Raw genomic sequence first — 25,819 nt, 5'->3', positions numbered from 1 at the left:
ATACTCATTTGCCAGCCCTTCACCTGGGTCGTGCCGTTCTAAGTATCCCATCTCGCTGAGCTCCGCAAGAACTCGTCTCACCGTTCGGCGCGAGCAATCGACTGTGTCGACAAGATCGCTTACGGTGAACTCCTGGTCGCGGAACTGCTGGGCAGCCCGGGCGACTTCTTGCGTACTCTCAGAGAACGCTCGAACGACGGCTCCGTCTCCCACGACGGGGAGATCTTCGTGTAGCGCTGCGGTATGAGCGAACACGATTGCGCCTTCCTCGTCACGCCCGAACCGCAGGATTGCTTGCAAGGTCTGGTCCTGACGCATATGCTTCAGGTACGTATTCCCGGTTGGGCAGCCGTAGTCGAGGGCTTCACCGCGTCCGGTTCGTGACACCTGTTCCCCGGCGAGCGCTGCCCATTTTTCGACCGTGTAGTCTCCGAAGTGCTGGCACCCGAGTACGACGCCGAGATTCAACTCGCCCATAGCGTTCGACCCGGTAACGTTCCCGTAGTGATCTATCGCGCTGATGTCGTCCTCGATTTCGTCTTCGATTTCCTGCCGAACGACTCTCGTGGTGATCACCCCAGGTTTCGACGTTGACGTGAGGGTATCCCGTCGCAACCGCCCTGCGCCGTACTCTTCTGCGACGGCTCGAACCAGGGCGATGTCGCCGTCGAAGTTCTTGCCTTTCGTGCTTCCCTCGTAGGTTTTCGTGTGCGGCGTCGTTTGCACCACCTGTAAGTTCAGCGTCTGCTGTAAGAACTCTCGGCGTGCTCGCGGCGTCTCGTGAATATCGCGCCGTTCAACGTTTTGCCCGATAGCGAGTTCCCACAGGTGTTCACGGCCTGTTGCGTCGAGACCGATTACTGAGTTCCGCTGTCCGTTCCGAGCGGTGGATTCTGGCGGTTCATGGATCAGCGCGCCGTGATGGTTCCGATCAACCAGTACTGTGTTCCGTCCGAGACGGACCTGCTTCACGTTCGTTCCGTTGTCGCTATCGAGGTCGAATCCGAACGCGTCGGTGGTTAGCTCCGTCGCGGTGTCATCGTCAGCTATCGTGCCGTACAGCAGCAGGTACGCTTTCGGGTGAGCGTACCCGTCGCGGGCGTGAATAGCGAGTTCCCGGCACCCATCTTCCCCGCCTTCAACAGCGGTCAGCGTCGCCTGAACGAGTTCCGCCGCCCCCTCACGGTTGGCTTCGAAGGCGTTCACAGCCTGGTCAAACATGCTGGCGAGGTCGCCTTCGAGGCAGGCTGGTGGCGTCTCCGCGAGTAACTGTTGGTCGTCTATCGTTTGGAACGGGAATAGCAGGTCTGTCAGCCCGGTGAGAACGTCTTCTTCAACGTCGTCCACTACCGCCGTGTTGACGTTCGAGTCCTGCCTTGCATCGTCGATGGCTGTTTGGAGTTGCTCCCGAGCAGCGCTGACAGCGTCTACGTCCCACGTCGGGTGGAGCCGCGTAACCGCTTCTAACGCGTCTGTCAGCCCGAGGTCTGCGACTGTCTCGGTACGAGCCTCTAAGAACCGTTCTGCTCCGTGAAGGACTTCCAAGGCATCGTGAAGCGCATCGAGTCGGGTGGCCGCACGTTCGAACGCCGGGATGTCATCAGTTACAGTCCCGGTTAGCCATCCACGGACAGCGTCGTCGTTCCAGAGATCCTGTTCGAATATATCCTGCCGGTCTTCAACGTCGGAATGAAGCGACCGCGCAAGCCACGTCGCGTGATCGAGGAAGGATTCACTGAACTGCTCTTCGAACGCGCCGCCTGGGAACTCGTCGATAGCAACGACTCGCGGCTCCAACTCAGTCCGGTCGTTCTCGCGCTCGTAATAGGTACGCGCGCCCGCGACATGGCCATGGCCGTAATGACCGATCAGCAGGTCCTTCGGCGCTTTCGGATCAGTGACCGCTTCCCACGCCAGCGAATACGGGCAGTCATGCCCGTCGTCTTGGCAAGGTAGGTCCTCTCCGAACAGCGCCTTCGCATGTGTGTGTAGCTCTTGAGGCGAATGACCCAGTGCTCGCGTAGCGTGGACTACGAGCGCCCACGCGTCGCCGTGCTCGCCGTTCGCTGTCGGGCAACTCCCGCGATCCAACTCGATGTCATCGCTGTCGCCCTCAACATGTACCTCGCTGTCGTCAGTATCTTCATCGTCTTCAAGATCGGCATCGATGCGTTCGACGAGTTCATCCCGGTCTCGCAGGATGTCCTTCCCTTCTTCACGGACGAGCCGGACAGCGTCGTGGACAGCCATCTCATCAATGCTGTCTTCAGCAAAAATAGGGAGATGCATCCAAGACAATCCGTAGTCTTCAGCCTTCGCGGCGACTTCATCCATTAACTCGTGGCGCGCTCCGAGGTACAACGCGGGATGATCGGACGCGTTCTTCACGACCGACGTGGTCTTTCCGAGCGCTGGCAGCGCGGTGAGCAGGTTCGCCTTCGAGCGGTCGTCTGCGAGGTCGCAGTACAGCGCCTCGACATCGCTGCGGGCCTCATCGAGCGCACTGGTATCGGTTGTGAACTCCCCGAGAAGGTCGTCCGCTGGCGGAAGCACTGGGATGTGGTCAGGGTCTCCGACGGTCCATTCGGGAAGCGGCGCGCCGCGCTGTTCGCGGGCGACGTGGTACGCTTCACGGAAGTCTTCGCCTGTAAGCCCGTCGTCGCAGTGGTTGATCAAGCCTTCTTCGAGGGCGACGAACCGTAACGGATCGAGGACGCGCTCGTGTTCACGGCAGTAGAACGCCCCGCTGCGGAACGCAACAATGCGTCGCCCCGAATTCGACTCTTCCCAGCACGGATCGAGTTCAGCGACGACATCAGAATCACCGCTTCCGTCGCCCGTCACTTCCGATTCGACTTCGGAGAGATGATAATGGGTTAGCTGTGAAACCGCGCTTTGGATGACGTTCCAGTTGTCCGTCGCCGTCGCCTGCGATACGTACTGTGGGAGCGGCGCACCGTACCGGTTTCGCGCGATTCTGTACGCTTCATCGTAGACGCCATCAACGAGTCGCTCATCGCCCTGGTCGATCAATCCTTCTTCGAGCGCGACGGCCCGAACGATGTCTACCGCGTCACCTGTAACTGGACACACCCAGCTCTCGTCGCTCGTTGGGAGACTCAATTCGCGTTCAGCGTCTTCGTCAAGATCATTGGGTGTTACAGCTCCGGCTCCCCGCCAGGCGACTTCAGCATCGAGCGTGAGATCCAGCGTTGTTGGATCGACTTCGTCCGGATGGTTCCGACCGCCGGGTTCGACTGGTTCCCGGCCAGGGTCCCCAACCGTCTCTTTGACGTACTCTAGCGCTGCGTTGTACGCGGCTGCCGGGAGACTGTCATCGGTCGAGTCCGGGATTCGATGTTCCTCGCAGAGGTCACGCGCGCGTACGATGTGTAGCAGCGCTCGGTAAGGAACAGCGTCCCCGTCTTTCAGGTCACCGCGGTCCCGAGCCTGTTTCCACGCAAACCAAACATCGCGGTCAGTTAGACGGCCTTCAGGGCTGGCAACCGACCGTTCGCTGGCGTCAACCAGCAGGTACGTGAGCGCGTTATACACGACATCGCGCTTGTAGTCACGCGCGACCAGGTCGCCTGACTCGCCTTCACGAATGACGAAGTAATTCTCCGAGTCGCCTACGTGCCCAAGCGGGTTCTTCCCGCGGTCTCCTTGACTGGCGTTCAGGAGATCACCGAGATCGAGCTCCCACAGAGCCGACCGGTACCCACTCCCGGCGTCCCCGTCATCGTTCTCGTTATCGTCCCAGTCTGCCTCGCCAGTTGCTGCCTGGTCACGCGCTTTGCGCGTTGCAGCCTCGAACCCGACGAACGCTTCTGGTGGGCGGGCACTCCGTATCAGCGCCGCAGGCGTCTCCGCCCAGTCCTGTAAGTACTCGTCAAGGTCGGCTTTCGTCCCGAGCTGTGCAGGCGGCATCGCTACCCGAACCGTCACATCGTGTTCGTCGAGGTAACTGGCGGTCCGGAGCGCTCCACCGATTCCCGGCGCGGTCGGCGGGATTGTGACAGCATCTCGAATCCGGTCAGCGTCACCGTCGTGTTCAGAGACTTCACCGAACCCGACAGGGTCGTTGTCAGCGATGACGTAGACCGTTGGGACATCGTGCGCCGCTAACGCGTCCAGCAGCGGGCCGAAGTGTTTCCGTTTGAATTCTTTCGCAACCGGGGAGAGGACGGCGTACCCGCGTTCATGCGCCGTGATCGCGTCAGCAATCCCTTCTGCAACGATCACGGGCTTCCCGTCTTCAAGCGTGTGCTCTCCCCAGATCGGCTCCTCGAACGGAACTCGCTCGTCAGTGTGCCGGACTTTCGCGTATTTCCCGGCGAGATAATCGCGCGGATGCCCGTCGTATCCGGCTGCGCCACCGCCTTTCGTCCCGGTCGTCCGAGCAATCGCGTACACCTGCTCTCCGTCACCGTCGAAGTACGGGAGCACGTACCGACCTTTCCACAGTGGGTCAAGCCGGTCGTTGAACAGCCCGGTAGCGATGAGGGTCTCCCGGTCGAACCCTTCCTGGATCATCCTGTCGAGGAGTCCTGACCCGGCAGGCGCATACCCGAGCTTGTTCACTGCAAGCGTCTCGTCGTCCCACCCGCGAACCTTGTTGAAGTATTCACGCGCCGTGGTAGGTCGGTCCGGGTAGTCACCGTCGTCGGTATGCGGACGGATCGTCCGGTCGAGCTGCTCATGGAAGTACTCGATGGCGACGCGGAACGCTTCCCGCGCCCGCTCTTCGACGGCTGGTTTGTCTTCGTCCGGTTCCGGAGTGGCTTCGTCGCTTCCCGCTGCTGGCGGCGTCGCGGCTGAGTCAGACTCAGCTGGCTTCACACCGTCGCCGGTTCGCACCAGTTCGGTATGCCGTCGAAGTTCGCCAGCAAACTGCTTCCGTTCGTGGTCTTTCTTCGGATGCCCCTCGGGAAGATCGCCACCGAAGTACCCGAGTGTTTCACCCTGAAGTCGAAGTTCTGCAACCGGGACGGGTTCTCCCTCGCTAATGCCGAGGTACTTCCGGGTCTCCTCGTACAGCCCGGCCCAGTCGAGCGAGGACCCGCCGGTCATCGGATCACCTCGCTGTCGCAGACTTCCGATCTGGTGAGGCGAGTTCCGGCTTGCCGTTCGCGGCGAAAGAGCCGATGCAGCACGTGGTCGGCAGCAAGACGCCAACTGGCGTCAGCAGGAGAAGCGATACGACTCGGTGGGGACTGTAGGCTCCGCACGCCGGACAGAGGGGTAGAACTGTCTGCTTCCCTGCCGGAGCGGGCGATTAGGTCCCCGAGATGAGGTCTCTCGAAGTGGGCAAATGCGATCATGGCTACGCTGTCTGCACACACTCGTTGCGCGGGACAGCTGCCCTGGGCCTGACCGACAGCGCTGCCGCTGGCCGAGAGGGCAAGCTTTAATTCAGTTGCCCGAGAAACCAGAAGTGTCCAACCTTCTCGGTTTCTCGGTGCGGTTACGTTTCCCTTAGCTTGGCGTGTGCGTCGCCTCGAAATTCTGAACGAATCAATATAAAGGCTTGTAAAGTTGGTTACCGTCTTCACCTCGCTCTCGTGGTCGATCTCCACGCCTTGCGAGGGTCGATAATACGTCTGATCGTTGGGGTCGGGGTTGCGTGTACTCATGACTCACCTGTGGTTCCTGCACCCGACGCCAACTGACGCCAGCCCGTTGCGCAGAGGTACCCCTAACGGAAGGGAACCTTTTTGACTCAGGACCGAGAAACCACAGGTACGGACACCCGTTTGAGGAGATTGGTTTGGCGGCCCCTCTCCTTAAACGGGCACCTGTGGTTTCTCAGGCGCGTTGCTTCGCCTAGCTTGTGGTACGTAATCGTAACCGCCTGCGCGTTAAAAAGGTAAGTAATCCTGACCACCCGTTCTTGGAGATTTGTCTGCCGCGCGTCAGACACCTTGTCAGCGCTATCCTACTGGGCCAGAGTAGAGCCGGTCGGCATCAACCTCGTACGCGACATCGGTAATCGTTTCTCGCCGTTCGACACACCACTGGTCGCCGTCCCATTCTGCGATGGTTCGCCAGTACCCGTCCCCGTCGTCGTGCGGTTCGTATCGAATCCTGCGGCGCGGGCGGTACGCAGGCGAGTACTCGACAGTGAATCCAGACATCATCGGGTGGAACAGTCAGGGAGCTCGTGGTCGATCACGGACTGCACCTCGTCGCTTTCCCGAGCCTGGTCGATGATCGTTCGAACGGCCTCGGGGGTTTGAATAAGGTTATACCGTTCGACGAGCCGGGCAGCGAACGAATCGAGTGACGCCGCAGGTTCGGCCAAGTGTTCCCGGGCAGCCAGCCTCAGGATTTGGAAGTCGTGCTTGTTCTTCAACCCGAGCTTCCGTGCCTGCCAGTCCACGTTCGTGTCGCAGTCGCCACCGTTGATGTCGTCGTGACAGCTTCGACAGAGGCAAATCCCGACATCAGGCTCTTTCTGCCAATGATGATAGTCTAACCAGCTGATCCCGAGTTCGTCAAGCGTCCGTCGACAGAGGGGACAGGTCGGGCTCCACTCCCAGCCGTACTGCTGCGCTCGCTTCGAGTACGCCTCGGTGAATTCCCGCGTCCGGGGACAGTTCTCCGCAGTCTGAATCCCGTCCCACAGGTGCCGATCCCAGTACGCCTGGACGAGTTCAGCCAGCTCTGACGGCGTCACCATCTCGGTGTACGCGGCATCGACCGCGACCGCGCTCCACCGCCGCAGTTCGACCTCGCAGTCCGAACACCGCGATTTGAACCACGACACGTACGACGGCAGCCCGTCTTCGTACCGCTCGACTTCCCCACCACAGTTCGGGCAGAGAACCTGGACGGGTCGGTCACGCAACTCGTCGCTCTGTTCGATTGCTTCAAGAACGTGGACACCGCGGACCTGCGTATCGAGCAGGTCAGCCTCGGCGTCACGCCCGGTGCTACGCGTCAGTTCGAATGATTCATTTGTGTCAGCAGCGTTGATTTGCATGGGTTGTCCCTCTAGACAGCCCCTGGGTCGGTGTCCAACCACCGGCCCGCTTCTCATACTGAACCGGGCAAATACGCAGGGACTGGTAGGTGTACTTACTATACACGTCATAAAAAGCGCTTGCAAAATTGGTCGTTAGTAGGTCACGACGGCGACTCATTGTCCTCATTCTCTGGGACGGTTCTGGTAGAAAGTTGAGAGAATCAGATCATCGAAATACACTTCTTTTAGCGTAGGAATGTCAGGCGTATGGATCTCTCGCAGCGGCGAATATTGATCACAGGCGGTGCAGGGTTCATCGGCTCTCACCTTACAGAGAATCTTCTTGAGGCGAACAATGACGTACTCGTTGTGGATGACTTTTCGAACAGCACTCAGGAATGGGTTCCAGACGGCGCGGCGGTTATTGAGGCCGATCTAACGGATCGGGAAGCTGTCGAGAAGGTGGTTACTGCTGACCTCGACATTGTGTTTCATCTGGCGGCTCGGAAAGACCCGAATGACGATGATCCGCGCGGGCAGTTCGCGGAAAACACGACGATGACGCATTTACTGCTGGAACAGTGCCGAACAGCCGGTGTTGAGCAGTTCGCGTTTGCGTCATCATCGACCGTGTATGGAGAAGCTCCCCGACCAACGCCTGAAGACTACGCGCCGCTGGAGCCGATCAGCGTGTACGGCGCAAGTAAACTCGGTGAAGAAGGACTCGTCTCGACGTACGCTCATTCTCACGGAATGACGGCGTATATTTTCCGGTTTGCGAACATCGTCGGGCCTCGTCTTCGAGGAGCCGTGATTCCGGACTTCATCGAGAAACTCCGGGCAGATCCAGAGTCGCTGACTATCTTGGGTGACGGTCGCCAGGAGAAATCCTACATGCACGTTACTGACTGCGTCAACGCGATGTCCTACATCGTCGAGCACGCGACCGAGCAGTCAGGGCCGGTTCACACGTTCAATCTCGGAACGAAAACGACTACGTCAGTAGACGAGATCGCGGGTATCGTTTCCGAGGTGTTAGATGTTGATCCGACGTTCGAATACACCGGCGGTGATCGAGGATGGACTGGCGACGTACCGAAAATGCGGCTTTCAACCGAGAAACTGGCTGCGCTAGGGTGGGAACCGACCCACGAGAGCAGCCCTGCGGTTCGAGTGGCTGCTGAGGAACTAGCTCAGGAACTCTAACATCTGACACTAAAGTGGACGGGTAAATCGGCTACTTGAAAAGGTTTGAGTACAGGCTCCTCTCCAAGCGATACGTCTCTAACACAATATTGATTTGTTGTCGGCGTAGGATTAGAACTAATGGCTGAACTGAGCGTCGTTATTGTTACAATAAAAGACGAAGACGAGATTCTCTGTCTGCCGAGGTTTGAGGAATCTGATTTCGATGATTACGAAGTGATCATTCGGGGTGATAAAGGAATTGCGAAGGCGAGAAATGAGGGTATCAAGGAAGCTAGTGGCGATAAAATTGTATTTATCGACGATGATGCAAAACCGATGGATGGCTATCTTCAAGCAGCTGCAAATATTCTTGATGATGAATCTGTCGTCGCGGGGAAGGTGATACACCCAGGTGATGGACTGATTTCCAGAATGGCGTCTCACTACCCAACCGGTGCTGAAGGTCAATACGTAGAGGGCGTCGTTGGATGCAATATGGGGTATCGGAGAGAGGTGTTCGAGACCGTCGGCTACTTCGATGAAAACTTCTTGTGGGGACACGAAGAGACAGAGTTCATCGAACGTGTGAAAAAGGAGTACCCCATATATTACGAGCCAGAGATGGGTGTCATTCACCCCTATGCAGACGGAATCGTTGATTACTGGCGGAAGCAGTATCGGTTCGGGCCTGCCGACATCTATCGTGCAAAACAAAACGGGAAGACAGATCGTGACATCATCAAGGAACTGCTGAATCCTGCGTATTACTTCAATGCTGACCCTCGGACATGGCCTGTATACGTGATAGGGCGCGTTTGTAAAGGAGTCAGCCGAATTCGGGTACTATGGCGCAAAGGGTGATTCTGTTATGACAGTAAATGATTTAGCGTCAGTTGTCATAAGAACATATTATCGAAATAGACTTTTGCGCCGGGCTATAGAATCCACCCTGGAGCAAACATATGATAAAATTGAGGTGATTGTAGTTGATGACTCAGGAGTAGCACATGCAAAGGAAGTTGTCGCTGAATATGACGATGTGAGGTATATTGCACATAATGAAAATAAAGGCCCTATTGAACCATGGCATACTGGTTATGCCGAAGCAAGGGGTGAATACATACAATTACTTGATGACGATGATTGGATTGAACCCAAAAAAATAGAAAAGCAAATAAAAAAATTGGATTCTGAGGACTGTGGGGTTGTTTTCTGTAATATATATGAGACAGATGCTGACAAGGTTGTGAAACCAAATTATAATGTGTCGGAAGAATTTCAAAGAAGCCTTTTATCTTTTGAAAGCTATCCTTGTCAGACCACCTCAATGCTAATCCGATCAGACGCTTTAGATAACGTTCTCCCGCTGAAAGCATATTCAGGCGGGGCAGACATTGTGTTACAAATAGAACTAAATTCCCAGACAAAATTTTGCCATCTGGATAGTGTCTTGGTTAATCGTCCAACAGCGGGTGAAACCCTCGGGTCTTCACCTGAGGCTTATAAAGCTCATCTTCAGATATTAGAAGATTATGAGTATTTATATAAATCATACTCATCAGAATTTAAGAATAAAGTAATAGCCAGTCGCTGGGAAAAACTGGGAAGATCCTATTTAAGAGAAAGTTATTGGACTCATTTAGCTGTGTTCGCGTTCGCTAACGCTTTTTATTCATATCCTGGCTTTTCGTTTTACTACTTCCAATTACTATTGGCTTCGTTGTTCGGTAGAGTTGGATTACATTTTGGTGGAATATTAAAAGGAGCAGGCAGACTGTTCAAATTACTGTCATAGGTTGTGTCTAATACTTATCTTGATTTCATATTCGACCGATAGACAAATGTTCACTCTGAATTTAATACCCGTATGAACACGATTGAATTGATTGGTCCGCCAGGTGCTGGAAAATCAACATATGTGTCTAACGAATATAACTCAGCTCAAGTGTATGCAGGCCGGAATGACTGGCATCGGTGCTTCTTAAAATCTATGCCGGGCCGAGCTATACTTACAAACTTGCCACAAAGTCTTCAGAATCGGCTCATACAGTTGGTGGTCTCTCGTGTTAGAGGTCAGTATGAACGTCAGTTTCTCTGTAAATATCCAGGGCTTTTGGAGACAATAGCACCAATTATCCGGCATTATGAAGACAAGAACGATGTGTTATACTACATTCTTCGTGAAGCAGCTTGGTTCGAAATACACTCTGACCGGTTAACCGATAATGAAACCTACGTAATTGACGACGGATTATACCAATTTCATTTACGTCTGATGCCACTTGATGGCTGGGATGCCTCAAGAATTATGGATCGACTTCCGTTACCTGATAAATTCGTTCTCATTGATGCTCCTGCAGACGTTTGTCTTGACCGTCAAGATGCGCGGCCTCGCGGGCGAGTCCCAACAATAGAAGGTCTTACTCGGTCAAAAGCAATTGACGAGATCGAGTTGATGCGTGAAAATTCAAAAAGGTTCATTCAGGAAGCTGAAAATCGCGGAGTAGAGGTCGAAACGATTGACACATCACCGGACTCTAAGTAATTCGAATTACGGAGAATTTATGACTCTTCCATTGTCTTGCTAAAGATATACATGGCAAACATCTTGGTGGCAATCAGCTCTCTAAAATTAGATGGGCATACCTCAGTATGTTTTGAAATTGTCGAAGCATTACAAGACGATCATCATGTTGATCTCTTAGTAAACCAGGCTAACGGTAAAGAAATTGACTTTCAGGCATTAAACGACTCCTTTGGGACAAACGTTAGACAAGAAGTGCTTTCAGATAATTATACCGTGAGTAAATTGAATAGACTTCGTTGGACTCTGGAAAAAATTCCAGTTCCAGCCAAAGTAGACCTTGCTATTACAAAAGTTTCTAACGTTATATTTGTAAGGGAATATCAATCTGTTTTAAAGAATTATGACCTAGTCATCGATACTGAACGTGGTCCACATATTGGCTTTCGACACATATATTCCACTCTACCATATGACAGTACTGATGAAGAATCCACAAATCATCTATCAACACCAACTATTCAATATTCGAACACTCCAATCATCTATTATCGCCACAATGCCTACAAAATAACCAGGGAGAGTAACGTTCCGGATTACTTTGGAATACCCGATTTTGTAGATTGGATCTGTAGAAAACTGGTTGATATAAATGAACGAAAAGATCCAAATTCTACGTTTGTTGCGAATTCGGACTTCACTGCTAAACGGTTTGAAGAAGCCCATAATATACCGACCGAAACCATCTATCCACCTGTGAATATAGGTAAGTTTGAGACTGAAAGGGTACCATGGGACCAGAGAGAGGACGGGTTCGTCACTGTTGGTCGTCTATCACCGCGCAAGAACCAATTGAAGTCAATTCAAGCGATAGAAGAAATGAGGGATCGAGGATACGATGTCCACCTACATATTGTGGGTGACACAGATGAACGGTACACTGACTTTGCGGATCAGGTTCTCAAGAAGTGTGAAGACACAGACTACGTCACGTATGAAGGGAGACTTTCAGACAAAGAGCTAGTTGCTATTCTATGTGAACACAAATTCGGCATTCATGCGACGGAGTACGAACGGTTTGGTATCGTGATCGGGGAAATGGTTGCAGCTGGAATGATCCCATTTGTGCCTAATTCTGGTGGTCAAACAGAAGTTGTCAACCAAATTCCTGAGCTCACGTATGATGATACCGATGATTTGATCGACAACTTTGAGAAAGTCTACACCAACCTACATCGTCAAGAGCGTATTAGAGAAATACTGATGAGTTCTGCTGAAAGATATTCTAAAGATACTTTTGCTAACAATCTCCATTCGCTTATAGAATAGCCGCTTTTTCAGCTGGATGTCTTTGATACAGCCTCTCGTTACATATCATAGTTGTTAACCTAACGACCTTTACCGATCATGGTCTGTTGACTGCTGTAAGAACATAAACATCGTCTCTAATGCAATTATCTTTCCAATGTCCCTGTTCAGCCACTTCTTTATTTACTACGTTGTACCCCATCTGATCCAAAAGGGTAGAAACTTCCTTGGTAGGAGAGCCGTATTTTCCATGAGTTTCAACAATAATCACCCGAGGTCTAATATCTATTTCTGATAGAATCTCCAATTCAGCCCCTTCAACATCTAATTCAAGGACATCGCACCTTTGGAGTTCTTTTGGTGATATATGATTCGCCCCATTAGACTCACCCCGCAACTTGATTGTAGGGCCAACAATACAATGGTGTATATCTGCCCGTTGCTCTAAACTGTGGTATCTCAAATTCCGACGTAATTTTTCCAATTCGGCTTTTGAGCCTTCGTAAACAGTGACACTAGATGTCTGACCAACGTTTTGTATACACTTAATTGTAGTAATGCCCATTCCCCCTCCCACGATCGTAACATCATCTGTCTTTTGTACGTGGTTTCCAATCGCTCGGACTATCCCAGTCTCATACAAAGGTCGGTGCCTGACTTCTCTCCACGGCAAAATAGAGTCAAAAAGTCGAGCCTCTGGTACTGAAACCCCATTATAATCAACTTCTCGCCGCGGGAGATGTTTCGCTACACTATTATCATAATAATAAACAAAACCATCTCGTAAAAGACTATAAACACCCTCTCTTTTCCCATATTCAACCGCTTTCTCAAGTTGTTTAAACATGTATAAGTGTCTCGTTGTTCGTTTCAGTTATATTTCTCACAGACCATCGTGATTCCTTCCTCTAGTTCAATTTCAGGGGTCCAATCAGTTTCTCGTTTTATTTTGGAACAGTCTGCACAAGTATCATGTACATAGACTTGGGGCGGAATTGGGTTCTCGATATATGTCGGTTCAATCTCTTTCCCTAATTCACTATTGATTAGACCGACAACAGTATTAAACGAGTGACGTACTCCCGTACCCAGATTGTAGACTCCGTCAAGATCATTTTCAGCCGCTAATTCGGTTCCTCGAACAATATCAGAGACATGCGTGAAGTCTCGGGTTTGTTCACCATCTCCATATAATTTCGGAGACCTATCGTTTGCAATATCATCGGCAAACTGAGCAATGATATTCGCGTACTCCTGTTTATGTTCTTCCGCCCCGCCGTAACCCTGATACACCGAAAAATACCGCAACCCAGCTAGAGACATGCCATAGTGATTTGAGAAGTATTCTGCGTACTGCTCTCGCGCCATTTTCGAAGCTTCGTACCCCGTATTAACTGTTACTTCGACATCCTCAGGTGTTGGTTTTGTTCGGCTTCCATAGATTGAGGACGTTGACGCATACACGACAGTATCGCAACCGTCCTGTCGCGCTTGTTCGACCACGTTCACGAATCCTTCAATATTCACACGTGCGCCACGCTGGGGGTTTTCTTCGTGCATCGCATATGAAGAGAGTGCAGCAAGATGGAAAACGACATCCACGTTTGTTGGAAGTTCATCATCTAAGACGCTCTGTTCAGAGTACGTCACGTTCGCTTGAAGATTATCGGGGGTACCAAGATAGCCGTTATCGATGACATGCACATCGTTATTTGTAGCCAGATGGTTCGCAAGATTTGAACCGATAAACCCTCCGCCGCCAGTCACGAGTATCTTATGATTCTGCACATCGGTCAAATGCGTAGAGCAATCAAAAAAGACTACCCTTTCGAATGGTGAGTTGGACACGATAGATTGCTGCTTAAGGAATTGAAGGCTGTAGCAAAAGGACCTAAACGAAGTCAGAGTACTTTTGTCGGTCATGTACCATCCATAGTGGTAGATGCGTCTTCGCACAGGTACATATGTCTGATTCGGAAAACAACACTGTCTCTCGTCGGGAGAAGATCGATGCGCTTCTCGATGTGGCTCGATTCAACCCCAAGTTTACGGTACTGATCATCGGCCTCGGACTTGTTGCTGCAGTCCTCGAAGGAGTTGGTCTGAGTTTCATTCTGCCAATCGTTGAGATCGTTCAGGTAGAGGACCCCGTTGCTGAAGCTGACGGTCTTATGGCTGCGTTCGTAATAGCATATCAAACGGTAGGCATTCCGTTCACCCTTGGGTTCGTCGTTGTCGGCGTGGCTGTCGTGATGACAGCCCGGTACACGATGAGTTTCATTGTGGCTTGGTTCCGCGAGGCCCTGCGAACGTACTACATCCGGGATCTACAGATGCGAGCGTTCGGAAGCGCGTTAGATGCCCGCATCGAATATTTTGATGAGGAAGGCTCCGATGATATACTGAATGCAATTGTCACGCAGACGAACTACGCTGGCCGGGCGATTCAGCGGGTTGTGAAGCTCACACAAACGCTCTTCTTATCGCTGGCATATTTGCTGATCGCACTGTTGATCGCTCCAACCCTTACGATATTCGCGCTTGTCGTCCTTGGGGGACTTACCGTGCTGCTTCGGAACGTTGTTGAACCGGGATATGAGATTGGAGAGCTGGTTGCCGAGGCAAACGAACAGCGACAGGAAGCGGCACAGGCGGGGACACAGGGGATCAGAGATATTCGGATTTTTGGGCTAGCGGATGAGTTGTACCAGGATTTCACAGACGCTATCGATCAGTTCACGGATTCTCGTATCAAACTCCGGCGTAACGAGGCTGCGATTAATAATTTCTATAATCTTGGCGTCGCTGTATCCGTGTTCGTTCTGATATACCTCGCGTTAACGTTTGCGGACTTGTCGGTCGGAGCACTCGGTGTATTCCTGTTTGCTATGTTCCAACTCGGTCCGAAAGTGAGCTCATTGAATTCGCAGTTTTACAATCTCGAAAACGACCTGCCACATCTCGTCCGAACGCAAAAGTTCATCCGAGAGTTGGAGAGTCAAGAAGAACCAAACGAGCCAGTCCGTGACGTTCCAGCAGAGGTTGACCACGTTAAATTCGATGACGTTCGATTCTCGTACGATGACGAAGAACAGATACTCCGCGGGGTTGACTTCGAGGTGAAGAAAGGCGAGTTCATCGCGTTCGTCGGGCAGTCCGGTGCTGGGAAATCGACTATCGTGTCCTTGCTGGCTCGCCTGTATGAGGTAGACGACGGCGAGATTCAGGCGAATGGTGTCCCGGTCCACGAGATGGACATCGACGAGTGGCGTGACCGACTCTCGATTGTGCGCCAAAGCCCGTTCATCTTCAACGATACGCTGCGGTACAACCTCACGATTGGGAATCGAGACGTGACGGAAGCAGAGTTAGATCGTGTCTGCGAGATCGCGCGTGTTGACGAATTCTTCGATGACCTGCCGGACGGGTACGGCACGATGGTTGGCGACGACGGCGTCCGACTCTCTGGGGGACAGAAGCAACGTGTCGCGTTGGCGCGAGCGTTGTTAGAGGATGCTGACTTGCTGGTCTTGGACGAAGCGACGAGTGATCTTGACTCGAACTTGGAACAGGAAGTCCAGGTGGCGATTGAAGCGATGGACCGGGACTACGCGATGATCACTATCGCGCATCGGCTGTCTACGGTTCAGAATGCGGACCGGATCTACACGATGGATGACGGCGAGGTGACTGAGGTCGGGACTCACACTGAACTGCTCGATAACGGTGGACAGTATGAACAACTGTACACGATCCAATCGAAAGGATAGCGGTTCAGCCGGAAGCGAATTATTGGTCTCCGATTCGGGCATGTCCGAGCCATCTGAATTGTCCAACCCAGATATATAGCTCCGCTCTGTTGCTGTGTAGAGAAGTTCGTTCTTGGCGGACTCGGAACCTATGTCTGACTTAATCTTAAGGTTAGGGCTAACGTTAACCTGTGTGTGTTATGTCGGATCAGTTCACCGCGGCGCTCGATGACGCCGAGGCTGCTCACGCTCGGTACGCTGAGCAGTTGGGCCTCGTTGAGGGTCGAACACCGTTCGCTGCGGAATCGCTTCCCGACGCGCGCGTTGCCGTCCGGGTCAACGAGGAACTTCTCCAAGAGGTTGCCTCGCACATTCTGACGCGTGCTGGGCACATTTCGGTAATCGATAAGCGAGGAGCGGGGAAGACACACTTCCGAGAGCTCGTGTACGACGCTTTGAGTGATGGGCCCCGCAGCGACGAGTTCGCTATCGCTCGAATCCGCGAGGTCGAAAGCATCACGACGCGGCGATTATACACGCGGCTCTTGGATGAACTGTCGAAGTACGAGGCGCTCGATGTACCGGAGACGTATCCGCACCCAACGGATGAGGTTCGGCAAGTCGTTGAAGACGTTGCTGATCAGTTAGAGGAGACCGGTCTGACGTGTATCGTCCAGGTTGACCAACTCGAAGACGCGGCACGGAATACGCGGACGTTTGAGCAACTGTTAGCCGGGCTTCAAAGTATCGGAGACCTCGGTGAAAGCGAACCCGTGTTCATCTTGTTCCTGTTTGGAACTCCGACCGCGGCGGATCGGATTGATGAACTCCGGCAGACCTTGTCGTCTCGGTTGGTGGCGAAGAACCGGTCGTTGGAACGATTTGGGTTCGAGGAGACAGAAGAGTTGATCGCCCGGTGGTTAGCATGGGCTCGTGACGAAGAGTACACCGACGGGTACCTGTCAGACCCGTACACCGCGTCTGCGATTCAGACGATTGTTGACCGGTCAGATGGAACGCCGCGGTCAGTCCGCCAGCAGTGTTACCATGCATATCGAGCTGGGGCGCGGCAATTCGCTGCTGACGAAGGAATCGAAATCACTGACGAAACGATTGAAGACTACGCCTAAGAATAATACTAAGCTTAAGATTAACTATGAGCGATAACCCGATGACAGACGCGTTCGACGCAGCAGAGGAAGACCAGGAAGCAACCCGTTCTGGTGAGAGTAACGATGAGTTCGATCCCGAGCAGTACTTGGACGCACTCAACAGCGGGTCCGCGCCAAAGGAGAAAACCGTCGGGATTGCAGTAACGACGGAAATGCATGCCTTCTATCAAGAACTCCAGAACGCTGACGAAGTCGAAGCAAATCCTGCGCAGTCAATCCGGGACCATTTAGAGAAATTGGCCCATCGCCATCCAGAAGTGTTTGAGAAGGCGATGCGGAAACTAGAGATCGAACGCGAGTTCTGACGCGTCACTTCTATTCTGTTAACCAACGCCGAGATAGACGACGGCAGGAATGTTGGTTAAGACGGGGTCATCCGTGTTGTTCCGGGGTCAGCCAGTGAGGTTCTCAAGTTCGTGTCCTGATACCGCTGCGTCACAGGTGAGCGGCTCCGGCCTTGGCCGCCACCACTAACTTAACCCTAATATTAATCTTATACACCATATACAGTGCCTCAAGAATACTTATGCGGGCAGGAGCTATAGCGAGACGAAACCGCAGCACCGACTACGTCTCCCTGGTTAGCGGCCATCGTACCACGGTGGTGCGCCGAACGCGTCGGCGTAACACTCCGGGTGACACGGTTCTTTCCGGTTGTCGGGCCACGCCTGGGCGAGCGGGACTTGGTCCCCGCAGAGCCCGCACTCGGCGCTGTGGCCAGCCTGACGGGCATCAGGTGACAGGTTCTTGCTCTCGATGTACAGCTCGTGGAGCGCCCATGGTGTCAGCCGAACGCAAACGCGCTCGCGCTCGTCCGGAGTCGCGGCTTCAGGTGTGAACGATAGTACCCAATCGTCGCCCGGCTCGCCGTCCGTCGCCGGGCCCAAAGAAATCGTCTCAGCAAGGTCGTCGTTCACGTAGTGCCACTCGGCGTCCCGGGCGATGTAATAATGCCCCTCAGGTCGTGGGTCATCAGGATCGACGTTCTCATTCATTGTTGTGATCTTCGTGAGTACTCGTTCGTTTTTTGTCCAGGTCCTCTTCGCAGTGTTGCTCGCGCTTCTCGCGGAGAATCTCGGATGCGGGCTTATCGGTAGATGCCTCGCTGCGGGCAGCAAAGCCCCGCATCTCGCTCGGGGAGCGAACCTGTTCGACAATTATCTCACCGTCCTCGGTCTCCCGGAACACTACCTTGCCAGGGGCCTCAATCCCGAGCTTCTCGCGGAACCGCTTTGGGATGGTCGTCTGCCCGTGCTTGGTAACATCAACGACCACCTTTTCAGAGTCGTCCGGGGGTTCTGATTTATTCATCACTATCGTGTGGCGAATCGCTCAGACCGGCGCAGCGTCATCAGCTGGGCGCGGCGTCGAAATTTCGAGACTAACTTCAATGGTGTCGTAGGGGACGAACGGGCGCTTCGCCCGGCCAGCCTGTTCGAAGTGGACGATGTCGTAGTCAGCGAGGACCTGAAGGTCGTCGTGAATGCTCTTGACATCGCGGTCCAAGCGCTCGGCCAGTTGGCGGATGCTGTCCGGGCGCTCGGTCATGATACTCCTGAGAAGTTCGACGCGGCGGTCGGTGAGCAGCGCCCGGAGATCACTCGGGTTCTGGAAGTTGATGACGTGCGGGATCTCCTCGCCATCTTCCCAGCGGTCGAGTCGGTCGAGAGCGTCCTGGCGGTGCGCCTGTTCGGAGTTGGACGTGATTCGGAGCATCGAGGGGTAGTCCTCAGGATCGCGGTCTTCGAGGAAGCCCGCCTCGGCTTCGATGTCGTCCACCACGATCTCCTCGGTCTCAGAGTCGGTGCTGTTGGCGTCATCGGTGTCGTCAGGTGTGTTAGGTTGGTCGGGCATGTTGGTCACCTCTCGCGGCGGTCGTCCATCTCGTTGTAGAACTGCCGGACGTGGGCTTTGAGGCCGGTGTACTCAATGTCGTCGTAGACACCGGTGGGGGTATGGTAGTGGTGGTGGTCTACCCCGGGATGGTTCGGGTAGTTGTCGAACCGAAGTAGCGTACGACCGTCTTGGGCCATGTACTGGAATCGGTACTTGACTTCTTCGGGGTAGTCGTCGCTTTTGGGGATGGCGGTGGCAATCATCTCGTACCGGGTGCCGTCGTCGAACGTGTCTTGGTCTTCGTAGATGACCGTCGATCCCATCTATGCTACCTATGTTGGTACAACGCGCCAACATATAATAAGACTTTTCGTTGGTGTCAAGGGCCAACATAGGATCTCACATCTCGATTTCGGAGACTCCGCACCTCTAACGACGGAAACTCGGCAGGCCCGGACATTTATTTTAACCAACGGCCAAAGGCGTAACTTCCGCTGATGTTGGTTAATATCATACGAGGCTACCGCCACCACCCTTTGACCAACTTTTAAGATTAACCTTAAGGTTAATTGCTTGGCGAAACGCGCCCAAATCTTTCCATATAGCGGTCTGTGATTTATGACAGGGTCGAACACCACGCCGTCTGGCGGTTTTCACTCGAAATGGGGTGTGTTAAGTCACTTCTCTTTAGACCGATAAAGAGAAGTGGTTTCCGGCACCACCTTCCTGTCAGGTGACCACGAATCGTGACCACACGACCCGGGAAGGCTTCTGAAGTTCGAATTGACGGCGTTGTAGAGCGTTACTTGGAAGCGAAGGCCAAGGGGCAAGGTGGGGGGAACTACCGAGGACTCGCCTCAGCAGCGCTTGGACAGTGGTTTTCGTGGCTTGAACCCCAGGGGTTGTCTCGATTAGAGCAGATCGACGACGGCGTGATGCGGGCATACGCGCAAGAACTCCGTAGGGGCGTTCGGAATGGCGAGTTCGCTGCCTCGACTGCAAACACGTACTATGCGACAGTCCGGGCCTGTCTCAGTTGGGCTGTCGAAGATGGGCTGATCGATACGAATCCTGCTGCGGCTACGAGAGCGACGAAAGAACTCCCTGAAGATACGACCGAGCCGAATCGGCAATTCTGGACGCCCAAGGATGTCCAAGCGTTGTTCGCACACCTATCTCAGCGTATTGACGAACGGCTCGATGACGGCGAGATGGATGCAGCAGCGATTCCTATCCGAAACCGGGCGTTGGTCTCACTATTGGCCTCGACTGGTGTGCGGGGAGCAGAAGTCTGCCGTGACACCGACGATGACCGAGACGGGCGACAGGGTCTACGGTGGGAACGCGTCGATCTGGAGAGTGGAGCGTTACGCGTGCTCGGAAAAAATCAGCAGTGGGAATACGCTCAGCTTCCGTCTCAAGCGCGGGATCATCTTCGTCGTCACTACGACGTACAACAACCTGCTTCAAAGGACTGGTCTGTGTTTCCGACTGCACACGCCCCGTCGCTGTACAGAACGATTCGAAGGGAACTTGGACAGCGTGGATGGGAAGAATCAGCGATTGAGACGCTCCTGGACGAACAGCCGACAAAGGAGATTCTCCGGGAGTACGATATTTCACCGCCTGCCATCACGGTTCGAGGGGCACGAACGTTGATGGAACGGCTATGTGAACGGGCTGATATTGATGTTGAAGGCGGGTATCTGAAACCGCACGGAGCTCGACGAGGATTGGGGGACCTGCTTTACCGGGAATCGGCTGAGCTCGCGCAGTCAGCGTTGCGTCACGAGTCTATCCGAACAACTCACGATGCCTATTCTCATATTGATGCGTCTGAAACAGCTGAAGCGGTGAGTGATGTTCTTAGCGGTGCTTGGAAGACCAACTGAAATCAAATCGTTTTCTCAGACGATTTGATTCACATGTCTTCATGGATGATCGCCGTTGCATCACTAACGACGACGAGTTCTACACGTCCCGCTTCCGGGCGATCCGGAACGTGATACGTATCAACTGACTCACCGACCGTCCAGCCAGCGTTCTCGCTGTCCGTCTCGATTCGCTCCTCGACCCACCGACGCGCTGTTTGGCGGCTACAAAATCCGGTGTAGTCACTGACCGATCCGGTGAGGCGCGCGACCCACACGTACGGCGCGTTGATCGCTTTAGCTTGCCGTTCCCTCATGTATCGTCGACACTCGCTAATGGTCTTATACGCTGGCAAACTCAGTCAATGGGCCTTCGTCAAGTCGATTCAACCGAACGATTACAATCCGAGACTGGTCTTAATCGCCGTGTCGATTTTTGCCATCCGAGAGGAAGGGACTGATCCGATATTTGTCGTCACCCGCTTGTTGACATCCACTACGCGGATTTGGCTGAGGTCTGCCACTGAATCCTGGTTGAGCGCTGTATTTGATGCCAGTACCTCTACTTCGAACGGGTACGTGTTAGTCGGATTGTACTGTTTCGTGAACGGAGCGATGATCGTGGTCGGAGAGTTTTTGTTCCCCACGTCGTTCTGGATAACTACACAGGGGCGGTTCGTTCCCTGCTGTTCGCTCCCTTTCGTCGGACTCAAGTCAACAACAACGATGTCGCCGCGGCGTACTTTCACGTATCAACACCTAGGAGTCACTCGCTCCAGCCAGGGGCTTCCCCAAGGCGGTCAGTCGCTTCCGACGACGCCGGGGCCATCTCCTCGGCCAACTGCTGTGATCGTTCCGCACGTTCCCGGTAGCCTTCTGCGAGTCGTTCTTTATCTGTCGGGGGTTTGATGACGATTTCGTCGTCTGTTTCCACGAACTCGATTTCGTCTCCCCCCTTGATGCCTTGACGATCCCGGAGTTCCTTGGGAATCGTAACTTGTCCCCGGTCGCCCACCTTGCGTTTGTGCTCACGCATAGCAGCACATACTTTTTTCATACTTATAGAGTTGACGGGGAGCGGCATAGAGATTGAACCTCAGGAAACATCTTAACAAGGGGGGGAGAGAAGTTAATCTTAATATTAATGTTAACAGTTATGACGGATGCTTAGACTGGTGAGATTGGTAAATACGAATAAAGCCGCAAACCGTTTGACTGCGGTAGATTTAGTAACACAGAGCCCCACAGGTACTACTAACGATGGCAAGTAGTACAAATGAACCAAGAGTAGTACGTGTATCTCAGAAGGGACAGGCCACGATCCCCAAGGGGTTGCGCGAGAAGTTCGGGATTGAGACGCCGGGCGAGGTGTTCGTCTACGAGGAGCAGGGGCGTATCATCATCGAGCCGGTTCCGTCGCCGGATGAGCTACATGGAATCCACGCTGGCGAGCACGAACGCGGTGAAGTGCTGGAGCGGGTTCGTGAGATGAAGGATGAAGAAAAACGCAAGGAAGAGGAGCGAGCTGAACGGCTACGCCCGTCCGAGGACGCATGAGCGGCGGCTACGTCTTCGACACTGAAGCGATCATCGCCTTCCTGTACAACGAACCCGGCCACGAAGCCGTCGCTGAGCTTCTTGACGAGGTCTTCACTGGCGACGCTAACGGATTCCTTACCGAGACAAACGCGAGTGAAGTGTTCTATCTCATTGCTCGGTTCGAAGGCGTCGATGACGTTCCGACAGACGCCTCGCTGCGGGAAGCTGATCGAGACATTCGTGCTCTTGAACGGCAGGGATTGGAGCTTGAAGCAGCTGACTGGCGACTGGCAGCAGAAGTGAAAGCCGATGGGAGCATCTCACTGGCCGACGCGTACGCTGTTGCGCTCGCCCGCGAACGTGACGCGACGCTCGTCGCCGGGGCTGACGATGACTTTGACGAGCTCCCTATCGAAGTTGACCTGCACCGGTTCCGAGACCACGGTGTGTAGAAACTCTCTCTACCCAACGACACTATTTCATGTCAACTTCTCCAAACTAACCCTTTTAAATAACTGTAGGTTTAAATTGTGTGTGACAGCCCACGATAGAAAACCGTCAGCAGCAGACGCCCTCGGTGTTGATACGTACTTCCGCCTATACATCGGGGCGCTTCGAATCGACGATCCCACACGTCGCCTGATTGCATGCTATGTAATCTTGCTTGCAGGGCGACTTGGGATGCGACTGCAAGAAATTCAGCATCTGCGTGAATCCTGGATCGATTGGAAACGCGGAGAGATCTGCATCCCCGCATTCGATCCCTGCGGATGTAAACGATGCTGGATTGGCGCGCTTGATGTATGGGGTCGAAAAGGATTGAAGGAACTGCAAGACGCCGGTGAATGGGAATCCGGCGTCTCTTGGAAGAACCTGACAGCCAAAGAGCGAGAAGAAGTAACAGAACAAGCTGAGTTCTGCACCCCCGAGAACTTGCAGGAGATAGTCTGCACGATAAAGTGGTCACCGAAGTATGATCGGTCAGCACGCGTAATTGCGTTCGGCTGGTCGTATCGAATCACTGCCTGTCTGGTGGCGTTTTTCGACGAGCTGGATTGCCTCGATTGGAATCAATATTCCATCAACCGGCTGCTGAAAGAGGCCGCAGAAAACGCCGACGGTGTTGACCCATCGAAGGTTTCTGCCCACCGTTTGCGGGCGACAGGAGAGACGTTCCTCGCTGACGCGTCGGTCGATGTGAAGATGCTCCGTGATCTTGCTGGCTGGCAAGACCTACAGACAGCGTTGTACTACATAGCGAAAAGCGGTCGCATCAATACCTGGAAGCTGTATCACGTCATGGGGAAAGGCGACGAAGCCCCACCCGTCGTACCCGAGGACCCCGAGCATCAGTTCCCAGTCATCGCTAACCCGCTTCCGTTCCAGAATGAACCATTCTACCCGGTCACCCCTGACGGCGACGCGTACGATGAAGAGGCTCGCCGGGAGCGGCACCGAGAGCAGGAAAACAAGCCAATCCCGTTGCATCACCCACGCGACGTGAACCTACCGTACGGTCGTGCTGGCTTTCCGAACGAAGATCAGATCCATTACGATCCGACTGATCACGAGCTGCCGGGACACATCGACCGTGATTCAGATCGCGTCGAAACGAAAGATGGAGCTCCCGTCACAAGGGCGACAACGCTGGTCGATGTTGAAAACCCTCACCGAGTCCCCCGGTCACGCGATCCTGAACCCGGTAAGCATCGAGCCGATTGGGTGAACAGTGAACTCGATACCTTCCTCGACCAAGATAGTGATGACAGTACAACGCTGTCAGTCATCGGCCTCGGTGGAGCTACTGCTTACGGAACGCTTCGAAGCGCCTCAACAATTCGTAGTCGGCTTCGCAGAGAGTGGAACGAACACTGGGTGAGCAATGGTGGGGCAGCACCCGATGCGACGAAGTTCGGCAAGGGAGTTGCCATGTACTTCCTGCTGATTGTGTTCCCACTGTCTGTAAACTTCGGACTCATCTTCGGCCTCTGAACCGCGCGCGCCAGCTGCGTTCAACCTGTACTTATTTACGTGGCGACAGCAGATTGAGTGCTCTGAAGTACGATAACGAACGCACTTGCGGGCGGTTCCCCGGGCACACCCCTGCGTCGGATAGCCCAAACCACCTGTACAGTACGGTCGTGCTGTCACTCCAAGCTACAGACTATCAGCGGCCATATTCCCAATCCCGTAACCCACTCCTCGCTTCATCTCGGGTTGTGTGTCGATACTTTTCCTGTGTCCCAACTACTACCCACTAACCAACAAGCCAACTCGAAAGGACCGATTGTTGGTTAGCTTGTACGACTACAGATTAGGTGTTGACACATCCGGCTGGGATGCGGGAGAGCTTCCCTTTACAATATAGTCGTACTGTCAGTCTGTCCCCCAGGTCGTGAATACGTACCCCCGACCTGTGTAGCAACCACCTCATCGCCGGTTCTGTATCGATTTCCTATCATCGCCATCGTGACAGCGACTCCTAGCAGATTTCAGACCGGCTTCACAAACTAACCAACAAATACAACGATGAAATGGGTTTGTTGGTTAGCGCGGATTCACAGGGGCGACGTACTGCGACGTGATCGTCTCACCCTCACGCCACTGAAGGTAGTAATAGTCCCGACCATCGATTGTCTTCGTTGTGAGCGTCCCTTTCGACCGGGGGATGTCAGCCGCTTCGAACGCGTTTTCGAGTGCTTCTTCCCACGCATCGTTATCGTCCCATTCCTCTGGTACGTCTGGCTCGCCCCGGTCAACATCTTCACGGTATACGACGTCGGGACCGAGACTTGGCTTCCGGTGGACTGCCGCGAGTTCATCAGCCGCAGCAGCCATTTCACTCGCCACCTGGAGTGCGAAATCACGATCATCAACAACGGTCTGGCCGATACGTTCATCCCGACCGTCTTCGTCAACTGTCCAGAGGCGAATGAGGTAGCCGTAGACGGGATCGTCTACATCTACCGCGAGACTGTACTTCTGTTTTGGATGAACGAACGTCACGATGTTCGCACGCTCATGTCGTTGTCCGTCGCTGGCCCATCGAGCGAGCTCAGTCCCCTCGGGTGGGTCTGGAAGAATACCATCCGTCATACTAACCAACAAACACCCGAATCTACTCATTTGTTGGTTAGCTAGTACGACCTACAGTATGAATTGCCGTCACCCGATTTTAACCTGCTCAGCGTCAGAGGCGCACAAAATAGTCGTGCTGCCAGTCGGTAGTCTCCACTGTGAATCCATACTAACAGCTCATTGACGGTGTCGATCCGCCCGATCAGAGAGCCACCGCTGTTCATACCGCCCTTCGAGACCCGACTGAAGCGACAGGGGGGCTGTTACCCGGGGGGCGGACCAGCTGTGACCTCATCGGGAGCAGGAAGCGTTGCTGTTCCCACCCCGTGTTGAGACCGATCTTCGTTCTGAGGTGAGGGAACCCGGACAAACCACGTATAATATTGTTCTAAGGAATCTTGTCCAGGGTAGTCGTTCTCCTCGGACTGAGTACCAGGCGTATCGATAGTCGGGAGCTCCACATCTCCACTACCGGGCTCGTCGATGGAGTGATACTCATTTGCCAGCCCTTCACCTGGGTCGTGCCGTTCTAAGTATCCCATCTCGCTGAGCTCCGCAAGAACTCGTCTCACCGTTCGGCGCGAGCA

The 25,819-nt window shown here is 53.8% G+C and carries 24 protein-coding genes; 12 read left to right on the top strand and 12 right to left on the bottom strand.

The genetic code is table 11. From position 1 onward, the window contains the following. Together ACFQEU_RS01825 and ACFQEU_RS01820 are read right to left on the bottom strand one after the other, a co-directional pair. On the bottom strand, positions 1 to 5,073 hold a 5,073-nt coding region (locus ACFQEU_RS01825), incomplete at its 3' end, for a hypothetical protein (protein ID WP_379778639.1). 1,063 nt (positions 5,074 to 6,136) lie between these two features. After that, positions 6,137 to 6,985, bottom strand: a complete 849-nt coding sequence (locus ACFQEU_RS01820; RefSeq protein ID WP_379778637.1) for a hypothetical protein — start codon at positions 6,983 to 6,985, stop codon at positions 6,137 to 6,139. Between the two features lie 249 nt (positions 6,986 to 7,234). On the opposite strand from ACFQEU_RS01820, the gene ACFQEU_RS01815 reads away from it, so the two are divergent. From ACFQEU_RS01815 to ACFQEU_RS01795, 5 genes are all read left to right on the top strand, one after another. Next, positions 7,235 to 8,173: an NAD-dependent epimerase/dehydratase family protein gene (locus ACFQEU_RS01815; RefSeq protein WP_379778635.1), complete on the top strand. Its 939-nt coding sequence runs from the start codon at positions 7,235 to 7,237 to the stop codon at positions 8,171 to 8,173. A 120-nt stretch (positions 8,174 to 8,293) separates the two neighbouring features. Next, entirely contained in the window at positions 8,294 to 9,016 is a 723-nt protein-coding gene (locus tag ACFQEU_RS01810) for a glycosyltransferase family 2 protein (RefSeq protein ID WP_379778633.1), read from the top strand. 7 nt (positions 9,017 to 9,023) lie between these two features. Then, on the top strand, positions 9,024 to 9,950 hold the full coding sequence (locus tag ACFQEU_RS01805) for a glycosyltransferase family 2 protein (protein ID WP_379778631.1): 927 nt from the start codon (positions 9,024 to 9,026) through the stop codon (positions 9,948 to 9,950). Between the two features lie 72 nt (positions 9,951 to 10,022). Further along, positions 10,023 to 10,700: a nucleoside/nucleotide kinase family protein gene (locus tag ACFQEU_RS01800; protein ID WP_379778629.1), complete on the top strand. Its 678-nt coding sequence runs from the start codon at positions 10,023 to 10,025 to the stop codon at positions 10,698 to 10,700. 51 nt (positions 10,701 to 10,751) lie between these two features. Continuing rightward, on the top strand, positions 10,752 to 12,008 hold the full coding sequence (locus ACFQEU_RS01795) for a glycosyltransferase family 4 protein (RefSeq protein ID WP_379778628.1): 1,257 nt from the start codon (positions 10,752 to 10,754) through the stop codon (positions 12,006 to 12,008). Positions 12,009 to 12,084: 76 nt separating this feature from the next. Here the strand turns inward: ACFQEU_RS01795 and ACFQEU_RS01790 are convergent, their stop codons facing one another. Both ACFQEU_RS01790 and ACFQEU_RS01785 read right to left on the bottom strand, forming a co-directional pair. Continuing rightward, positions 12,085 to 12,834 carry an FkbM family methyltransferase gene (locus ACFQEU_RS01790; protein ID WP_379778626.1) on the bottom strand — a complete coding sequence of 250 codons (750 nt, stop codon included), beginning with the start codon at positions 12,832 to 12,834 and terminating at the stop codon, positions 12,085 to 12,087. Positions 12,835 to 12,857: 23 nt separating this feature from the next. Continuing rightward, positions 12,858 to 13,775 (bottom strand): NAD-dependent epimerase/dehydratase family protein, encoded by a 918-nt coding sequence (locus ACFQEU_RS01785; RefSeq protein ID WP_379778624.1) that lies wholly within the window; start codon positions 13,773 to 13,775, stop codon positions 12,858 to 12,860. Positions 13,776 to 13,951: 176 nt separating this feature from the next. On the opposite strand from ACFQEU_RS01785, the gene ACFQEU_RS01780 reads away from it, so the two are divergent. The 3 genes from ACFQEU_RS01780 to ACFQEU_RS01770 all read left to right on the top strand — a co-directional run bounded on the left by ACFQEU_RS01780 (position 13,952) and on the right by ACFQEU_RS01770 (position 17,213). Then, the gene (locus ACFQEU_RS01780) at positions 13,952 to 15,757 is read left to right on the top strand and encodes an ABC transporter ATP-binding protein (RefSeq protein WP_379778622.1); all 1,806 of its coding nucleotides are present in this window, start codon (positions 13,952 to 13,954) and stop codon (positions 15,755 to 15,757) included. A gap of 179 nt (positions 15,758 to 15,936) precedes the next feature. Further along, the gene (locus ACFQEU_RS01775; RefSeq protein ID WP_379778620.1) at positions 15,937 to 16,866 is read left to right on the top strand and encodes a hypothetical protein; all 930 of its coding nucleotides are present in this window, start codon (positions 15,937 to 15,939) and stop codon (positions 16,864 to 16,866) included. Between the two features lie 26 nt (positions 16,867 to 16,892). Continuing rightward, positions 16,893 to 17,213: a hypothetical protein gene (locus ACFQEU_RS01770; protein ID WP_379778618.1), complete on the top strand. Its 321-nt coding sequence runs from the start codon at positions 16,893 to 16,895 to the stop codon at positions 17,211 to 17,213. A 276-nt stretch (positions 17,214 to 17,489) separates the two neighbouring features. On the opposite strand, the gene ACFQEU_RS01765 is transcribed toward ACFQEU_RS01770, so the two are convergent. From ACFQEU_RS01765 to ACFQEU_RS01750, 4 genes are read right to left on the bottom strand one after another with little or no spacing between them, the layout of a single operon-like run. Continuing rightward, entirely contained in the window at positions 17,490 to 17,903 is a 414-nt protein-coding gene (locus tag ACFQEU_RS01765; RefSeq protein WP_379778617.1) for a DUF8161 domain-containing protein, read from the bottom strand. Continuing rightward, positions 17,896 to 18,219, bottom strand: a complete 324-nt coding sequence (locus tag ACFQEU_RS01760) for an AbrB/MazE/SpoVT family DNA-binding domain-containing protein (RefSeq protein ID WP_379778615.1) — start codon at positions 18,217 to 18,219, stop codon at positions 17,896 to 17,898. The genes ACFQEU_RS01765 and ACFQEU_RS01760 overlap by 8 nt, the downstream gene beginning before the upstream one ends. Positions 18,220 to 18,240: 21 nt before the next feature. After that, positions 18,241 to 18,762: an HVO_A0114 family putative DNA-binding protein gene (locus ACFQEU_RS01755; protein WP_379778613.1), complete on the bottom strand. Its 522-nt coding sequence runs from the start codon at positions 18,760 to 18,762 to the stop codon at positions 18,241 to 18,243. 5 nt (positions 18,763 to 18,767) lie between these two features. Then, positions 18,768 to 19,067, bottom strand: a complete 300-nt coding sequence (locus tag ACFQEU_RS01750; protein WP_379778611.1) for a toxin-antitoxin system TumE family protein — start codon at positions 19,065 to 19,067, stop codon at positions 18,768 to 18,770. 423 nt (positions 19,068 to 19,490) lie between these two features. On the opposite strand from ACFQEU_RS01750, the gene ACFQEU_RS01745 reads away from it, so the two are divergent. Further along, positions 19,491 to 20,636, top strand: coding sequence for a tyrosine-type recombinase/integrase (locus tag ACFQEU_RS01745; RefSeq protein ID WP_379778609.1), 1,146 nt, complete (start codon positions 19,491 to 19,493; stop codon positions 20,634 to 20,636). A gap of 29 nt (positions 20,637 to 20,665) precedes the next feature. On the opposite strand, the gene ACFQEU_RS01740 is transcribed toward ACFQEU_RS01745, so the two are convergent. The 3 genes from ACFQEU_RS01740 to ACFQEU_RS01730 all read right to left on the bottom strand — a co-directional run bounded on the left by ACFQEU_RS01740 (position 20,666) and on the right by ACFQEU_RS01730 (position 21,651). Beyond that, on the bottom strand, positions 20,666 to 20,932 hold the full coding sequence (locus ACFQEU_RS01740; RefSeq protein ID WP_379778607.1) for a hypothetical protein: 267 nt from the start codon (positions 20,930 to 20,932) through the stop codon (positions 20,666 to 20,668). Between the two features lie 81 nt (positions 20,933 to 21,013). Continuing rightward, positions 21,014 to 21,364 carry a type II toxin-antitoxin system PemK/MazF family toxin gene (locus ACFQEU_RS01735; protein WP_379778605.1) on the bottom strand — a complete coding sequence of 117 codons (351 nt, stop codon included), beginning with the start codon at positions 21,362 to 21,364 and terminating at the stop codon, positions 21,014 to 21,016. A 17-nt stretch (positions 21,365 to 21,381) separates the two neighbouring features. Beyond that, the gene (locus ACFQEU_RS01730) at positions 21,382 to 21,651 is read right to left on the bottom strand and encodes an AbrB/MazE/SpoVT family DNA-binding domain-containing protein (RefSeq protein ID WP_048075360.1); all 270 of its coding nucleotides are present in this window, start codon (positions 21,649 to 21,651) and stop codon (positions 21,382 to 21,384) included. Positions 21,652 to 21,875: 224 nt separating this feature from the next. Here ACFQEU_RS01730 and ACFQEU_RS01725 point away from each other — a divergent pair, with 224 nt between their 5' ends. The 3 genes from ACFQEU_RS01725 to ACFQEU_RS01715 all read left to right on the top strand — a co-directional run bounded on the left by ACFQEU_RS01725 (position 21,876) and on the right by ACFQEU_RS01715 (position 24,146). Next, a complete protein-coding gene (locus ACFQEU_RS01725) occupies positions 21,876 to 22,172 on the top strand; it encodes an AbrB/MazE/SpoVT family DNA-binding domain-containing protein (RefSeq protein ID WP_379778603.1) in 297 nt (98 codons plus the stop codon). Beyond that, positions 22,169 to 22,606, top strand: coding sequence for a PIN domain-containing protein (locus ACFQEU_RS01720; protein WP_379778601.1), 438 nt, complete (start codon positions 22,169 to 22,171; stop codon positions 22,604 to 22,606). The genes ACFQEU_RS01725 and ACFQEU_RS01720 overlap by 4 nt, the downstream gene beginning before the upstream one ends. Positions 22,607 to 22,688: 82 nt before the next feature. Next, positions 22,689 to 24,146 carry a site-specific integrase gene (locus ACFQEU_RS01715; RefSeq protein ID WP_379778599.1) on the top strand — a complete coding sequence of 486 codons (1,458 nt, stop codon included), beginning with the start codon at positions 22,689 to 22,691 and terminating at the stop codon, positions 24,144 to 24,146. A 555-nt stretch (positions 24,147 to 24,701) separates the two neighbouring features. Here ACFQEU_RS01715 and ACFQEU_RS01710 read toward each other — a convergent pair. Continuing rightward, entirely contained in the window at positions 24,702 to 25,250 is a 549-nt protein-coding gene (locus ACFQEU_RS01710) for a DUF6788 family protein (protein WP_379778597.1), read from the bottom strand. Between the last annotated feature and the right edge of the window lie 569 nt (positions 25,251 to 25,819).

The organism is Halorubrum tibetense (assembly GCF_042661865.1).
In the GTDB taxonomy this organism is placed as follows: Archaea; Halobacteriota; Halobacteria; order Halobacteriales; family Haloferacaceae; genus Halorubrum; species Halorubrum tibetense.
This window is presented reverse-complemented; position numbering and strand designations above follow the sequence as displayed.

Coding starts and splice junctions, on each gene's coding strand:
- ACFQEU_RS01710 (WP_379778597.1), bottom strand. CDS start 25,250: ATGACGGATGGTATTCTTCCAGACCCACCCGAGGGGACTGAGCTCGCT.
- ACFQEU_RS01720 (WP_379778601.1), top strand. CDS start 22,169: ATGAGCGGCGGCTACGTCTTCGACACTGAAGCGATCATCGCCTTCCTG.
- ACFQEU_RS01800 (WP_379778629.1), top strand. CDS start 10,023: ATGAACACGATTGAATTGATTGGTCCGCCAGGTGCTGGAAAATCAACA.
- ACFQEU_RS01725 (WP_379778603.1), top strand. CDS start 21,876: ATGGCAAGTAGTACAAATGAACCAAGAGTAGTACGTGTATCTCAGAAG.
- ACFQEU_RS01805 (WP_379778631.1), top strand. CDS start 9,024: ATGACAGTAAATGATTTAGCGTCAGTTGTCATAAGAACATATTATCGA.
- ACFQEU_RS01790 (WP_379778626.1), bottom strand. CDS start 12,834: ATGTTTAAACAACTTGAGAAAGCGGTTGAATATGGGAAAAGAGAGGGT.
- ACFQEU_RS01795 (WP_379778628.1), top strand. CDS start 10,752: ATGGCAAACATCTTGGTGGCAATCAGCTCTCTAAAATTAGATGGGCAT.
- ACFQEU_RS01810 (WP_379778633.1), top strand. CDS start 8,294: ATGGCTGAACTGAGCGTCGTTATTGTTACAATAAAAGACGAAGACGAG.
- ACFQEU_RS01765 (WP_379778617.1), bottom strand. CDS start 17,903: ATGAATGAGAACGTCGATCCTGATGACCCACGACCTGAGGGGCATTAT.
- ACFQEU_RS01760 (WP_379778615.1), bottom strand. CDS start 18,219: ATGAATAAATCAGAACCCCCGGACGACTCTGAAAAGGTGGTCGTTGAT.
- ACFQEU_RS01730 (WP_048075360.1), bottom strand. CDS start 21,651: ATGCGTGAGCACAAACGCAAGGTGGGCGACCGGGGACAAGTTACGATT.
- ACFQEU_RS01755 (WP_379778613.1), bottom strand. CDS start 18,762: ATGCCCGACCAACCTAACACACCTGACGACACCGATGACGCCAACAGC.
- ACFQEU_RS01770 (WP_379778618.1), top strand. CDS start 16,893: ATGAGCGATAACCCGATGACAGACGCGTTCGACGCAGCAGAGGAAGAC.
- ACFQEU_RS01740 (WP_379778607.1), bottom strand. CDS start 20,932: ATGAGGGAACGGCAAGCTAAAGCGATCAACGCGCCGTACGTGTGGGTC.
- ACFQEU_RS01775 (WP_379778620.1), top strand. CDS start 15,937: ATGTCGGATCAGTTCACCGCGGCGCTCGATGACGCCGAGGCTGCTCAC.
- ACFQEU_RS01780 (WP_379778622.1), top strand. CDS start 13,952: ATGTCTGATTCGGAAAACAACACTGTCTCTCGTCGGGAGAAGATCGAT.
- ACFQEU_RS01820 (WP_379778637.1), bottom strand. CDS start 6,985: ATGCAAATCAACGCTGCTGACACAAATGAATCATTCGAACTGACGCGT.
- ACFQEU_RS01750 (WP_379778611.1), bottom strand. CDS start 19,067: ATGGGATCGACGGTCATCTACGAAGACCAAGACACGTTCGACGACGGC.
- ACFQEU_RS01815 (WP_379778635.1), top strand. CDS start 7,235: ATGGATCTCTCGCAGCGGCGAATATTGATCACAGGCGGTGCAGGGTTC.